This window comes from Pseudomonas sp. H1_D04 (assembly GCF_054683855.1).
Map to the genome: position 1 here is coordinate 6,203,242 of NZ_CP162826.1, position 16,015 is coordinate 6,219,256.

3 protein-coding genes are annotated in these 16,015 nt (G+C 63.7%); all 3 read right to left on the minus strand.

All coding sequences use genetic code 11. The annotated features are described in order from the left end of the window. Positions 1-13 precede the first annotated feature (13 nt). The gene (locus AB4N82_RS28555) at positions 14-1,597 is read right to left on the minus strand and encodes a ShlB/FhaC/HecB family hemolysin secretion/activation protein (protein ID WP_095185993.1); all 1,584 of its coding nucleotides are present in this window, start codon (positions 1,595-1,597) and stop codon (positions 14-16) included. 60 nt (positions 1,598-1,657) lie between these two features. After that, positions 1,658-2,251 (minus strand): transposase, encoded by a 594-nt coding sequence (locus tag AB4N82_RS28560; protein ID WP_032885396.1) that lies wholly within the window; start codon positions 2,249-2,251, stop codon positions 1,658-1,660. 1,089 nt (positions 2,252-3,340) lie between these two features. Then, positions 3,341-15,856, minus strand: a complete 12,516-nt coding sequence (locus AB4N82_RS28565) for a filamentous haemagglutinin family protein (RefSeq protein ID WP_122763655.1) — start codon at positions 15,854-15,856, stop codon at positions 3,341-3,343. Between the last annotated feature and the right edge of the window lie 159 nt (positions 15,857-16,015).

Here is a 16,015-nt window from a genome sequence, read left to right on the forward strand (position 1 = left end):
CCGGAAGAAAAAGTCAGAACGTCGCCTGCACACTGAAGTGCAGTCGCGAATCCTGTTTCTGGGTGTTCGGTCCATCGAGCAGCGGGTAGCCCCAATCCAGACTGCCGGACAACCATTTGCTCAAACTGGCGCGGGTGCCCAGGCCGACACTGGCCAGGCTGTATTCGTCTTCTTGCTCGGGCAGCGGGTCGTGCAGACGCAGGCGCGCGCCTTCGGCGAACGCATAAAAGCGCCACTCCTGCACATAACTGCCGAGGAACTTGGCCAGGGACGGCGTGCGCAGCTCCTGGGACAGCAGCAAGCCTTCGTCGCCGGTGCGTTCGGCCGCCAGGTAGCCGCGCACCGAAGTGGCGCCGCCGGCGGAATACTGCTCGTTGGACACCAGCGGCCCCGAGGCCAATTGGAAGCCGGCCTTGGACGCCGACTGCCAATCGTTGGCGAAGGTGTAGCTGTAATTCAGGTCGCCCTTGAGCACGGCAAAACTGGCGCTGGCCTTGTAGCGTTTGTAATCGAACTCTTCGGCGTCGCTGCCGTAGCCAAAGAACGCACGGGTGCCAACCACCAGGTTCAGGCCCAACCCCAACTGGGACTGTTCGGTGTAGCGATAGCCGTTGTAGCCGAGGGTGAACGGCGCGTACTTGAGCGGCACCTGATCGCTGCTGGAACCGAATCTCATCTGCTCGTCGAAGTCTTTGAAGTCGATACCGAACGAGAAGGAATTGGCCCAATTGCCGGCGGCCGGCAGGTTGTAAATCGCCGACACCCCATAGGAGTGGCCCTTACCGAGTACGTTGCTGCCGCCGATGGTGGCGATGTTGCTGTCGGACTGGTAACCGGAGAACTGCAAAGTCCAGCGCTCATCCAGCGGCGCGCTGTAGGAGCCCGACCAGACCTTGGCGTTGTCGGTGTCCTGGGGGGCGGTGAAGTAGGTCAGGGAGATGCTGTGGCCCAGTTGCCACAGGTTGTCGTAACCCAGTGTCGCGACCGAGCGCAGCTTCTCGGTGTCGGCGCTGTAATCGTTGTTCAGGCCGATACTGGCGTGCCAGGGGTTCTGGTCTTCCACCTGCAAATCCACATCCATGGTGCCGGGCCGCTGGCCTTCGCGCACCAGCGGCGTAACCTGGCGCCCGGCGCTGCGATTGAGCCCGGCCAACTGGGTTTGCACCGTGGAAAAATCCGGCACCGCGCCCTCCTCCAGGCCCGGCACTTGCTCGCGGATTTCCACCGGCGAGTAATGCTTGGCGCCGACCACACGTACCCGGCCGACCTTGGTTTCGCTGACTTGCAGATAGACGATGCCGTCATCGACCTTCTGCTCCGGCAACTCGACAAACACCGACTGGTAACCGCGCGCCTGGTAGATCTTCTGCAAGGCGTCCCGGGCGCCTTCGATATCGTCGAGGGTCTTTTGCGGGCCCAGGAACGGGTACACCGCCTCCTCGATGGTGGCCGCATCAAGCACGGTATTGCCACGCACGAAGTACTCGTTGACGTCCACTTTGCGTGCCGGCGCTGCGTCCTCCGCCAGCGCGGGTTGGGCCATGGCCCCCAGCGCCAAGCAGCACAGCACCAGCGTTGATTTGAACAGATGCTCCACACCGCCCCCCTGACGTTCTATAAGTATTCGCCGACGCCACTGGCACGGCGTTCGGCCGGCTCAATTGCTGGCGATCGAGGTGTTGCCGTGGCGTGCCAGCCAGGTGTGCAGCAAGGCGAAGTTCAGCGAGAACTCCGGCATGTGCAGCAAGGCGCCACAAAACACGTCACCGATGATTTTCTGGATGAGCTGTACCGCACGAGGGTTGTTGAGCAGCGTGGCGATATCGCGGGTGAGTACGTGAATGCTCCAGACCTTCTGGTTCAGGTCCAGGCCGACGAACCAGCGGAACAGCAGGTTGTAGTTGAGCTGTTCGTGCAGTTGCTGTTCGCTGGGCACCGAGTACAGCAGTTGCAGCAGCAGGATCTGCAGCACGGTCTGCGGTGCGATCAACATCGAGGGCTCGGCCACCAGCCAGTCGCGGTGCTGGTCGAGGACGTCGTCGATCTGCGGGCGCAGTAGCACCAGGGAATGGCCTGCGGGGATGTAGCTGGAGACTTCCTTCACGGCGCCCTGCCAATCGTCCTGGGAGACGATCCATACCCAGGGTGCGCCATAGCGATAGACCGACACCGGCTTCTTGCGCGCGGCTTCGACGATCTTTGACAGGCGCTGGTCGAGCTCCTGCATGCCGACTTTTGAATAACGTTCCATAGATCCCATTGCCCCACTCCTGGCGTCCTGCTGGCGGCTTTAAGAACACCTTCGTGGTGTTCTTGAGCGCGTTACACAGGAGAGACGGGGGCAAGGGTTGGCTACCGAACTTTTGTCATGAAAGCTTCATTTTTTGGGTTTTTTTTGGGGGTGGTGGGGTGAGTACATATCCGTTATTTGGGTAACGGCCGCTTAGGGTTTCGCTCTTACAGCGACTCACTTTTGGAAGAGCCCAAAAGTAAGCAAAAGGCTCTCGCCCCAACACTCGGCACCTCGCCTAGGCTCGGTGTGCCCGCACTCCGGCTTGAATCCGTGGGCCGCCGCGATGGGCCATCCATGGCCCAGCGCGGCTAACCCGGCGTCCTGCCGGGTTACCCACGGATTCAAGCCTGCGTGCGGCCAGCGTGTTTGACGGGGCGCCTGAGATCAAGATCAAAAGCGCAGATCAAAAGACCGCTGACTTCGTCAGCGAAAAGGATGTAAGAGCCAGATCAAAAGCACATCAAAAGCAGAGCAAAAACAGAGCAAAAGCAGGACAGCAGGACAGCAGGACAGCAGGACAGCAGGCTAGAACCTATCTGTCTGATCTATGGAGATCAAACTGTGGGAGGGGGCTTGCTCCCGATGGCAGTGGGTCAGTCACAACTGCATCAACTGACACACCCTCATCGGGAGCAAGCCCCCTCCCACATTTGGACGGAGTTGGAGCTGAGAACCCGGTCGGCTCTAAGGCCGCCGCGCTCTTGCTTTTGATCTGAAATCGCCCCGTCAACCACGATGGCCGGAATTCGACATTGATTTGGGGGGTAAACCGGCAGGGATGCCGGTTTAGCCGCCCTGCGCCATGGATGGCGCGTGGCGGCGGCCCCCCAAATCAATGTCGGATTACGGGCATGCCGAGCCTAGGCGAGGCACCGAGTGGTGGGGCGAAGGCTTTTTGGTTACTTTTGTGCCTTTACAAAAGTGACCCGCTGTAAGAGCGGAACCCTAAGCCGCCGTTACCCAAATAACGGATATGTACACGAGCAAAAAAAAACGGGGCAATCAAAGATCACCCCAAAAGTCCAACGAGAGGCCCTACCAACCCAACTACAACGAAATCTGCTTCCTCTCCTCGTCCGTCAACCGCGCCCGCGCCTGTTCACTCAGCGGCCCCGCGCCCAGCACCTGCACCGGGCTGTTGGGGTTATACCCCGACGTCTTCTGCCCCTCTTCAACCCCACGCTGCACCGGCTCAGTCCCAAACCCGAGCACTTCCACCGTCACGATCGAAGCCCTGCCCTGCTTGGCCGCCGCCTGCTGACTGCGCGCCGCATCTTCCGCCGCCTGGGAGGCCGCTGCCCCCGCCGCGCTGGCCGAGCTCATGGCGCCGGTATTAACAGAGGCCGTTACAGGCACCCCAGACGATTTGCCCTGGGACTGGATATTCGCCGCGTTCACCACCCTCAAGGCCGCGATGTTGACGTTACCCGACACCCGAATCCCCGCCTCGCCCGCGTCGATGGTGCCCAACGGCGCGATCAGGTCGATGTCTCCCGCCGGTACTTCCGGGATCGGGTTCAGCGTGGCAATCCCAGCACCGGTGCTTGGCACCGACGGCGACAGGCCCACGTTGCCCCAGTTGTCATAGACACGCTTGGGCGGTGTGTACACCACGGTGGTCTTGGAGCCGCGACCGGCGTTGATGTCGCCCTCGGCGGTCCACCCCATGATCGAGCCGCCAAAGGTGGTCATGATGCGGCTCTGCCCCAAGAGGATGCTGCCCATGGAATACAGCTGAATGTCACCGGCACCCTGGGTGATCACACCCGCCGTGGACGGTGGCGCCGCGCCTTCGATGCCGAAGGTCTGGCCGCCGCCGGGGGTGAGCATCTGGATCGACCCACCGGCATTGGTGTGCACGCCCGAGCCGTTGAACAGTGTGATGTCGCCCTGGTAAGTGATCGGGTTGCCGGCCACGTCCCTGGTCGGGAACAACGCCGCGATCGCCGCACGGCCACGCAGGTAGCTGCCCTCGCGGACGCCGCCGTCCTGGTTGTACTCGCGGCCAGCGGCCTTGAGTTCGGCAAAATACACATCACGGGCAAACACCCGTTGTTGCTCAGCGGGTAATGCAGCGTAGTAAGCGCGGGCCTGCTCGCTGTCGCCGGCAAACCCGAAGCGCTCGGCCAGCCAGGTGGCCAGTTCGTCCTCGTAGGTCTTGGCCACCTTGCCGCCCTGCAAGGACTCGCCCGCGTGTGCCTGGTTGAGCGGGTTCAGGTAGCTCTCGACGAACCGTTGGTAATCCGGTCCGGTGGCGCCGACACCGGCCTGCATGACGATGCTCGCGCCAGGGCGGTTGTCGCCCGGCAACACCGCGCCGAGGCTGGTCACGCTGTGCTCGCCGCCCGTGCCTGTCAGCAGGATATTGCGCCCGGCCGAGACTTCCAGCAGGCCGGGGCCGGCTACCTGGAAGTTGCTGTAGAGAATGTCGCGCCCGGCAGACACGATGGAGATGTCCTGAGTGTTTTTATGAATGAACAGATTGTCGCTTGGCGACGCGACGGTAAAACCATCAGTGCCAAAGGTACGACCACTGCTGACGATATCCCGCCCGGCCATCATGCGGACCGCGCCATTCCCTTCATACCAGGTCTCACCTTCATGCACTGACCCGGGTGTCTTCTGGAACGTGATTATCCGACCACTGCTCACCCCGACAAGGTCGCCGTCCATCGCATAAAACCGCGCCGGTTCAGCACTGCCCGCAGATGAAGCGGCTGTGGTGCCAGACCCGAATGCGAACAATGAGAGGTTGCCCGCGTTACCCGTGACCGACAGGTTGCTGGCGACCACGGCGTTGCCCACCCGGCCTTGGTACGCAGGATTCCACGGCGTCGCCATCGCACTGTTCGCCGTGCCGGACTGGCTAACCGGCATGCCGCCGGCGTAGATCGAGTCTTGGGCGAGGAACTGCAACTGGCCGTTTTCCCCAGGCGCCAACAGCAAGGGATAACTGTAGGCGCTGTCACCGTTGGTCTGCGTCTGCGCGGCTTTACCGTAATACAGGCTGCCGCCCGCTGCGGTAGCGTTAAGGATGGACGGGTAGACCACCGCCAGGTCGGCCGTCGCTTCGGAGCGGGTGAAGGGTGTGAGGTTGCCGCCCAGTGAAAACAGATCAATCGCGGTGTCTTTAGTCCACAACGTAAACCAGCTTGAACCGCTGCCGACTTTCGCGCCTTGGGCAAAGGGTGATACGTGCGAAAGCTGTACCCGGCCCGGGTCTTCGACGTTTTGCACCACCAAGTCGCCCAGGGTCTGCAGGTTGAACGTGGCATCACCGGGCACCAGGGTCATGCCACCACGGGCAACGCCACGGGTCGCGACCAATGGGTCGAACGCGCGGGTTTCGCCCGGGCTCTGGGTGGGAGCAATGCTGCCGTAGAGCATGTCGACGCTGCCCACGCTGGTGCTGCGCAGTTGCACATCGCCGCGCAGGTTGACCAGCACACCATCACGATGGTCCGCAGTCGCGGCCACGCTGGCCGGGTTCAGCGCCCCACCGATGCGCACGCGCAAATCGCCGCCGCCGGTCAACTGCTGGGTGCCATCGCTGGCGATCCGCCCCGTGCTGCCGACCGCCAGGGCCAGGCCCTGACTGTGGGGGTTTACAGTGGTGTTGTTGAAGCCATAGCCCAAGGTATCCAAGACCCCGGCATCACCGACCACGTTCACGTCCAGATTGCCGCCACCCAAGGTGCCGAAGCCGGTGAAGCCAAGCATTTTGTCCGCCGCCGTGGTCGCGGTGTAACTGCCGAAATTGATCCACCAGGCGGTGGGTTGAGCTTGCCCGCCCGTGGCCACGTCACCACTGCCCTGGCGCCACAGCCAGTTGCCGACTGCGGCCGAGTCCACCCCGGCGTCCTTGGGGTTGGGACGCGCATTGCTGGTCGCAGTGCTGGTGATATAACCGGTCAGGTCACCGCCGACATTCAGGGTCAGATTGCCCCCGGCCTCCGGGTACCAGGCCCGGTAGCGGCTGGTGGGTGAGCCGTTGACGAATTGCTCAAAGTAGCTTCCCGGATCGTTCAGCACAGCGCCGGACGGTTGAGCGTTGGGCTGGTTGTACGGGTCACCCGCAAACGTGCCGGTCGATGAAGTACCGGCGGTGTACACGCCGTACAGCGAATCCATGCTCAGGTTGCCCGCACTCAACAACTCCAGGTCGCCGCGGCCGGTGCGGATCACACTGAAACGTGTACTCGAAGGCGTCGCCCCGTATTCAGTCGTGCTCTGGGCCGCGCAATATTCGGGAGCCAGGGCGCAGACTTCATCCACCGTAGGCAGCTCCAGGCTGGCGAGGAACTCATTGGTAATCACCGCGCCCACGGGGATGATCACACCGGACTGGTTCAACAGATCGTCAGCCGCTTGCTGCGTCCACACGTAGGTCACTTTGATCGCGCAATACTCCGGCGCGCCGGCGCAGAAATCCTCGATCGACCCCAGGCTCAAGTCATCGAGCAATTGCTGGTCGATGGGGTCGCCCTCTTTGATGTCCAACCCAGCCTCGGTCAGCACCGCCACCGCTTCGGCCGTCCAGGTCTGAACGCCTTTGCTCGGCAATTCCTTGGCATACATGCCGTAGTGATTGTCGGCCAGATGAATATCGCCGCTGCGCGGATGGGCTTGCAGCAGACGGCTGTCCGCGGCCTCGGTGTCGGCACCCGCCACCAGGCGCAACGACCACGATTGGGTGCCTTCGGCCAGCATCGGCGAGATGGCCCACACCTGACCGGCGTCGCCAGACACCCCAACCCGCAACTGCACCGAGGCAGCCCCGTTGGGCAACTTCACATCGGTGCCGGCGGGGATCAGCGCGCCCTTCGGCAGGGCTTTGCTGCCACTCAGTTGCACGATGTTATTGGCCAGGTTCGCCCCGTGCACCGTCGGCAGCGGTACACCTTTGGGCCAGATCATGTCTTGCAGACGGGTGCCTTGGGTCAACAGTGTCCCGGCCCCCAATTGCGTGCCCGCCACCAGGGTGTGCGCCTCGGCGAGCAACGTACCGGCGGCGAACAACAGGTTGCCCCCGGCATCACGCACGTCCGCCGCCAATACGCTGCCCGCCGGCAGAACCAGGTCCTGGCCCAAGGTCGCGGCCACTGGCAAACGGGTGCCGGCGGCGACCGTCAGGCCTTTAATCGGCAGGTCGTAGTTGAGCGTGCTGCCCGCCGGAAAGGCCGTACCGTCTGCCAGGGTCACACCGTTGCCCGGCACCACGATGGTGCCGCCGCTGAAGTCCACACCGGTCAGCAGCACCCAGCCTTTGTCATCCTCGGACACCGGCGGTTTGGCGAAGCCATCGTTGATGCTGCCGTAGATATTCAAGTCCCCACCGGCGCGCAGCGTCAGGCTGCCGGACTCGCCGGAGCCGTAGACGGCATTGTTCTTCTGGCTGTTGGGGTTGAGGCTGGCATAGCGATAACCGGACAAGTCCAGGTCGCCCTGGACCACCAGGTCGCCGTCCGGAGTCTTGCTGACGATTTCCACACCGGGGCGCAGGTGGAAAGCGTCGGCGTAGGTCGCGTTATTCAAGCCAGCGAGTTTGTTATCCAGCAAGTTCGTATTGAGCAGGGCGGCATTGATGAAGGCCTCGCTCAAGGCGTGTTTTGCATCCAGATAACCTTGAGTGATTTCCTGATACGGCCTGCCACTGGCGGTCGGATCGCTTTTTTCGGGTGCATCGTCGTAGGTCGCCATGCCGTTGAGGGTGATCGAGCGCGCGCCCTGAATGGTCAAGCGTCCACTGGCGTCGATCGCCACGTCATTGCCTGCCAACCGTGGTGCATTCAGTTCCAGGGTGCCGCGATTGCGTCCGTCATTACCAGCAGCCGCGCCGGTACCGTGGCGCAGGTCGATGCGTACGCCATCGGCGAGGGTCAGTTGGCCGCTGCCGGAGCCCAGCACCACCGTGGCGCGGTTCGGCGAGTCGATGATCTTGCCGTAGCTGTCCACGCGCAGCTTGCTGCCGTGAGCGTCGAGAACGGCTGTGCTGTCCAGGGTCAGGCCGTTCTTGCCGGCCAGGTTGATACTGCCGACGCGCTCACCGCTGGCGTCCACCAGGCCGGTTACGCGCAGGCTGCCGTTGTCCACGGACACGCTGACGGTGCCGGCCTTGAGCCCGTTGCCGATGGTCAGGTCGCCCTGCTTGAGCTGAAAACTGCGCGCACCGAACACTTCGCCCTGGTTCAGGCGTTGGTTGAGGTCGGCAAACTGCTGGTCCAGGGAGCCGCTGCTGCCCAGGCGCTGCGCCTGGATCTCCACGGTTCCGGCTGGTTGCGGCATAGAGGTGCCACCGGCGTTGTAGTAACCACTGCTGCTGCCGAGGATCTTGCCCTGCAGATCGACGATTCCACCCGCCGCATCCGTGGCCACCGCACGCAACTTGCCGGCTTGGTTGTGCTTGGCGGACAGGTCGATGGTCGAGCCCGCCGCCTGCAGGATATTGCCGCTGCGGCTGTCGAGCAGCACATCGCCGCCCCACCCGTATTGGGTCACATCGTTGAAGGTGATCCCACGACCGGCCACGTCAATCAGCGCGTCGTCGGTCAACACCACATCGCCACGGGCACTGAGGCTGACTTTACCGCTGGGCAACACCACCGCACTGGCCACGCGGATGCTGTCGCCTTGCAGGGACAGTGCGGCACCCTGGCCGCTGGCGTTGCCACGAGGGCCTGCCGAGGCGCCGATATCGATCGCACCGCCGGCTTTGATCGTGTTCACCGAGCCGGCCTCACCGGTCATCAGCGGGGTGCGAATGGTCAAGTTGCCGCCGCTGTACTGGAAGCCGCTGACCGGGTCATAGGCGCCCTGGCGCTGGTACACCGACAAGCTGCCCTTGCGGTTGGCGGTGATGCGCTCGCTGGCGTTGAGAGCAACGTTGGCAAAGCCCAGGGCCAGGCGGTCGAAGCTTTTTACAGTGCTGGGCTGGCCAAATTCGCCATAGCCAAACTCGATGCGCTCGGCATTGATATCCAGGCGCCCACTGCCAGTGCCTGCGCCGCCTGCCACCACCGCGCCGGGAGCGTTGGTAGCGCCCAGCCAAATCAGGTTAGCGGTGTGAATGGTCGCGACATCGCTGGCACCACCGGCGCCATAGATGGACGGGGTGGACAGCATCAGGTTGCTCAGCAGCGACTTGCCGGTCAGCGGGTCATAGGTGTCGAGGCTGGCGCTGCCGTAGAAGTTAAAACCGTCACGCGCCGACAACTGCAGGGTCTCCAGGGCCGGTGCGCCCAATTGCGTGTCGCCGCGCAGCAGGCGGTCGAGCAGCGCCTGGTTCAGGGTCAGGCCGGCTGGCAAGCGGTTTGCGGCAGCCGCCGCGGCGAGGGCTTCGACGCTGCCCAGGTTGATGGTGCTCACGCCCAGGTTGAGGTGACGAGTGCCATAGCGCACCTGGTCGCCCAGTTGGAAGGTGCTGTCGGTCAGGGCCACGATGCTGCCATCGGAATACAACCCGGTCTGGCCGGTGCAGACGCTCGTGCTGCATGCGCCGATGTTGATACCACCGCTGGTCACACCGCCGACTTGAGGGGCACTCACCACGTTCAGCAAACCGTTGGACACGGCCAGCATATTGGCAACTTGGTAGATAAAACCGTCGCGGGCATCGTAGCTGGCGGCACCGCGCCCCAGGGTGTTGATCGAAGCGCCCTGCTCTACCACGATGGCGCCGGTGTTGCTCACCAGGAACACTTCGGGCGCGGCAAGGGTGGCGCCCGCACGTAAAGTCACGTTGCTATCGGCGGCATTCACACCCGATGCCAGGCTTATGAAGTTGCCCGACTGGCCATACTCCACCATGGTCATGCCCCCCACCATCAGCCGTGAAGCACCGATGGCATTGAGGGTGTCGGCTTTAAGCGTAATGCCGGAAAAACCGGCGGTAGCCGAAGCGTCAGCCGCGATCACTTCAATGCCGAGCTTGCCAGGGTCCAGTACCGCTACCGTACCGCCATAGCCTCCCGTCGCGGCATCAAAACGTCCGATACCCTCGAAGGAGAATGCGTCGGCCCCCTGGCCGGGGCGCAATGCCAGTTTCAGGGTCTTGGCGTCGGCTTCCAGCATGGGGCGCGGTACGCCTAACCTGGCCGCATCGGCTTTGGCGAATTGGGCGTAACTGGTTTCGTTGTATTGGGAATAACGGCGCAGGGTGTCCGCCGAAGTCAGGATCAACTGGCTGGCAATGCTGTTGCGGATCCCGGTGTGGGCAATCGACAGCTGCCCGGCCGTGGCCCACGAGCCATTGCGCATCAAGGTGGTCGCGGCGTCGCTGCCGACTCCGGCCAGGCCATTGATCTCCACGCGATAGGCGCCGGGCATCAAGGCATACGTCGACGGCATCAAGGTATAGGTGCCCGCCGGCAACCCTGGCACACCCGCGCCGATGGTGACCTGTTGGCCAACCAGCGGCGCCACGGCACCGCCCTCCGCAGCCACCGGCGCTACGCCGGGTTGCACGCCCGGCACGATGGCGTAGATCGGGTTGGTGGACAGCCCCGGCAACACAAACCCGCCGTTGGCACCAAATTGCACCAGCGGGTTGTAACGCGCATCCGTGGAGCCGCCGCGCCCGGAAACAAACCCGGCGCCGAGTAACTCGCCACCGCCCGACAGGTCCAGGATGGCATCCGGCTGCACCGCAACCGACTGGCCGCCCAGAATGACGCCCACGCTCAAGTCGCTGTTGGTATTGGCCAGCCCGCCTTGGCCGAGGAATGTCACCGTCTTGCCGTTGTACTTGTAAACCTGCCCGTCCAGCGTGCCGCCATAGGGCAACACCAGGCCCTTGCCGCTCACCGAGGTGACACTGCCCGGCAGCAATTGCACCAGGCTGCTACCCATGCTGCCGATATCGATCAGGCCCAATGGCGCGCGCACCACACCGCCTTGCTTGACGGTGGCAGCGCCCAGTTGCAGGCGTCCGAACGCCGAATACGGCAGGGGCGCGTCCGTGCTGCCGACGCGGCCAATGGTCAACGTGCGTAAAGGGTCAAACGTCAGGCCCTGCACAGCCGATGACTCGCCCAGGTAACCGGCGATGACACGGGCACTGACTTCCGTGCTCGGGTACACCTGCGCCGCCCGCAGGGTCATGTCGCCCTGAGTCAGTAACTGGGTACTGACACCGGTGATGATGTCGTTCGCGGAGGCGCCCACCAGAAAGCGCAAATCGCCCTGGCTGGTCAGGTTGACCTGATCGAAGCCACGGCGCTCAAGGCTCGCCAGGCTATTGTCGGCACCGTACAGGCTGCTGCGATTGCCGAAGATCACATTACCGCGCACTTCCACCAGGTCGCCGTCGGCATTGAACTGCGCCTCGGTTGCACGCTGGGATGGCACCGGCAACACCGGCACCGGACGCACGTATAAATCCTTGCCCGTCTCGGGAGGCGCAAGGTAGCCCGCCAGCAACAGGTGCGGCGCCGTCAGGTTGATACGTGAGTTGCCTGCCGCGTTTTCACTGAGGCCATAACCACGGCTGTAAAGACGCAGGCTCTGGCCCATGTCCAGGCTCACATCACCGTCAAAGCTCAATAAGCCATTGCTCAACAGCGCGAGGTTATCGAAGCCGCCAGCAGTGACTTGATCCACGCCCAGGCGGCCATGCCCGTACTCCAGGCTGTCGCCCAGCGCGGTCGGTTGGTGCACCTGGCTCAACACCAGGTCACGGACCTTGAGCACCCGATCGGTGACCCCGGCTTTCTGGTAATACGGGCTCTCCAGCGCCAGGTTAAGGCTACCGCCCGCCGCGCCGGCGCCACCGGCCTTGGCGACCAGGCTGCCATCCAGGTACAGGCCATTGTTGGAGGCCAGGCTGATGCTGCCACCGTTACTGGCGACCTGCACCGCGCCCTGCCCTGGAATATTCAGCAAGGCCTGGGTGCCGGACGCGTCCAGGCGCGCACCGTCGCGCACGACCACGAACATGTCGCTGGCCGTGGCAAGGCCGGTGTTCAGGTCAAGCGAGCCGCCAATGTTGATAGTGCCGCCGTCGCGCACCACGCCGTAAGTGCGGCCACGGTAGTCCACCGCCGTGGCCGCCCGCGCCGCCACGTCGATCAACGCCTGTTCGCCAATCCAGATCGAGCGGTCATGGCCGATGGCGTTCACCGCCTCCGAGGCGCCGGTGGTCACACCGCCCAGGCTGACGCTGCCGCCCCAGGCATTGAGCGTACCGTCCAGGGTCAATTGACCGATGCTGCGCAGCTTGATGGCCTGGCCGGGATCGACGTTGATCACGGCGCCGTGGCCCACGGTCAGGGCCGTGCTCGCCAGTTGCGCAGCCGTGGCGTAGACCGTGCCGGCGGTGAGGCTCAAACCGGCGCCACGGCGTTGGGTCAGCACGCCCTTGGTCGCGTCCTCCTGGTACAGCGGCGGCGTCCATTGCTCCAAGGCCGTGGCGGGATCGCTGCCCGTTGGCGTGGTGGACGCTTGGGCGCCCAAACGATAGGTCGGCAGGCTCACATCCACTTGCGTACCGTCGGTGACGATCAGCCCTTCGTTGCCGGTGATGTCGTAGGCCGAAAAACCCTTATTGAAGAAGTCGCCAGCCAGTTTCAGGGTGTCGCTGTCCACCGCAGCCGCGCTGTTGCCGATCTGCACCTTGCGTGCCTGCAAGGCCAGGGTGCCGCCGCCACTCACGCCAAAGCCGCGCACCTCGCCCTCCAACGCCAAGGCGCCGAGGGCGCCCAGGGTCACACTGCCGCCCTTGCCGCCGGTGAGCTTGCCGTCGACGCCGAGGGTCGCACCGGAGGACACATCCACCACACTGCCGGCCGCCAGGTTGACGTTGTTCGAACTGCGCAGCGAGACCTTGCCGCCGTTGACATACGCCACGCCGGTGCTGTTGGTCGGGTCGAGCAGTAGGTTGTTCCAGCGGCCACGGGCGTCGAGCTTGACGCCGGCCGCGACATTCACACTCGAACCACCGGCCAGGGTCGTGTCTTCGACCTCGCCCGCTTTCAGCGGGTTGACCTGGCTGAGGATGTTGCCCGCATTGATGCTGCCACCCAGGGCTGTCAGGTTGGCGTTGATATCAACCCTCGGCCCGAACAGGGTGATGTCGCCGCCGTCGGCCACGCTGAGCGCGCCATTGACGGTCACCTGCTGCCTGGCCGCGACCTTGATCGCGCCCAACGGGTTGCCACTGAGCTGCTCGCTGTCGAGCAGGATTTTGCCCTGGCGGTCCTGGGGCAACGCGGTGGCGAGGTCCAGGCCATCGGCGATTTTTTCCAGGCTGCCTTCGATCGACACCTCGTCGGCGTTCGCCCCCAAGGCGTAGCGCAAGGTGCCGGTGGTCTTGTTGTAGATCGGCGTGTACTGGCCAATGATCAACTGCGCGAGCTGGGCCATGGCTTTTTGGGATTGCTGGTAACCGTCCAGGTTGATGTTCGGCGCCTGGGTCTGGCGATCACCCTGGAACACCGCGCTGATCATCTGGCCTTCCAGCACTGCGCTGGCGGTGCTGACCACCAGCTTGCCGGCGTCACGGCCCACGGTATAACCGGCCTCGTTACGGCCCTGCGGAGCAATCATCGGGTTGTAGTAGTACTCGGTCTGGCCCCAGCGAACACTGGTGTCTTCATAGCCCTTGTAAATGCCGGAATAGAGAATGTCGCCGGGTGCTTTGGACAACTCGTACAACCGTCGATCCGGGCCCTTGAGCCAGGTTTGTCGGATGTAGCCCCCTTGCACATCCACGGTGCCGCCCGACAAGTTGATCTGCGCGCCCTGCTGGGTCACGACATCTTTGCCGGTAAACGTCACGGTGCCGCCCTGGGCCATCCACTCGCCCACCGAATGGCCCTGGGTGCCGAGGTAACCGCCGACTTCCAGCAGACCACCGGCGGTGTACCAGCGATCGGTGGCGTAGCCGTTGGTGCCGGCCGGGACAAACACCAGGTCGCGTAAGTCGACCCACACGTCGTTATTGATCAGTTGCCCATTGTCGCGGTTGATCGGCGCATCCCGCTGCTCGTTGCCCTGTACGTTGATCTTGATGTTATTGGCTTCCATCGACACCTTGACGCCCACGGCGCCCGACACGTCGATCATCGCGCCATCGCGCACCAGGCTGCGTTGACCGGCGCTGACCGCGACCTGGCCGCCGGTGGCGAGGGTGATCGAGCCTTTCTGGAAGTCCACGGTGCCACCGCTGACGATCTCGATACGCGACTGGTCAGTGCGGTCGGCCACGGCGCTGAGGTGGTTGAACTGCCCCGTGATCAGGTTAGCCGGCGTGCCGTCGAGCTTGATCAGGCCGTTGTCTTTCTGGCTGTTGAGGGCGGTGCTGCCACTGGCGTCCAACAGGATTGCAGTGGTGCTGCCCTCCCCCAGGGTGACGCTGCCGCCGGTGTCGCTGGCCGAGTTGAGCAAGTGAATGGAGCCGCGGGTGTCCACCGAAGTGCTGGCCAGGACCACGCCGTTTTGCTGAACCTGGTGCCCGGTCAGGGTGACGTCGCCGGTGGAGGCCATGATCAGGCCGTTGTTGATCACCTTGCCTGCGCTGCTGCCCGGCTTGAGGCTGGCGGCGACTTCATTGCCACGGGTGGTGGAACGCTCGTTGCCCGCCGTGCCCACCCCTTTGCGAATGTAAAAGCTGTCACCGGCCGCCAGGGTGGTCTGGCCCTTGGCGGTGATGATCGTGCCGGCGTTTTCCACTTCGGTGCCGAGCAGCAAGGCATAGCCGCCCGCGTCGGTGGAGGTGGCGGCGTTGTGGGTCTGGATCAACGCACCGCGCTGCACCTCGACCTTGCCCGCCGCATCGGTGAACGTCGGTTGAGTGCCATTGGTGTCGACATAAAGGCCGCGCTGGATGAACTGGTCATCGGTGATCGTCGCGGCAGCCGCCACCAGGTTGCGCACATTGACCTGGCTGGTGCCACTGAAGACAACGCCGTTACGGTTCATGATCATCACCGTGCCCGCGCCCTGAATCTTGCCCTGGATTTCGCTGGGGCGTGCCTCAGGGTCATTGACGCGGTTGAGCACCGCCCAGGTGGACTGCTGCTGGAAATCCACCGTGGTGTTGCGCCCGACGTTGAATGTCTCCCAGTTGAGGATCGCCTTGTCGGCGGTCTGCTCAATGCTCACCGTGGTCTTGCCGCCCGCCTGGGTCTGGGTCGGCGCCTTGGCATTGGTCCAGCCCTGGGTCAGGCTGTTGTCCACCTGCAAGCCGCCCTTGCCGAGGCCATCGGGAATCGTCGAGACCTGACCGAACGCCGCCTGCCGACCGGCCGCCTGCGCCGCCTGCTGCGCCGCAATCGCCGCGACCGTGTTGTTGAGCGTGCTGATGGACCGCGCCAACTGCTGGTTGACCCGCGCCTGCTGGTTCAGCGTCGGCACCGACGGCATCTGCCCCGCATTGATCCGCGCCGCCGTCGTCGCCTGGGTCGCCCCCTTGGCCGCGAACCACGCTGGGCTGAACGCCGTCGCCGCATGGGCATTGCCCGCCACCACCAACAAGGCAATGACCTGAGCCAGAGGCTTGAGGCGCAACACAGTCTGGGCGTGCGAGCCCTGGGCATTCAGCTTGAGCGTGGGTTTGCAGCGGACCATCGGGAATCTTCCTTCTTTGTAATCGCCAGGAGCAAGACAGGCTCACGTATGAGGGTTAGGCGGTTGGCGAGGGGCGGGACTGAACTTCTGTCATGCAAAGTTCATAAAGGGCTGCTAACGCAAAAAAAATCAGCAACGGCACAGGCCGTTGCTGATCGG

Bases quoted from the DNA above. Each gene is read 5' to 3' on its own strand.
- AB4N82_RS28560 (WP_032885396.1), bottom strand. From the start codon at position 2,251: ATGGAACGTTATTCAAAAGTCGGCATGCAGGAGCTCGACCAGCGCCTG.
- AB4N82_RS28565 (WP_122763655.1), bottom strand. From the start codon at position 15,856: ATGGTCCGCTGCAAACCCACGCTCAAGCTGAATGCCCAGGGCTCGCAC.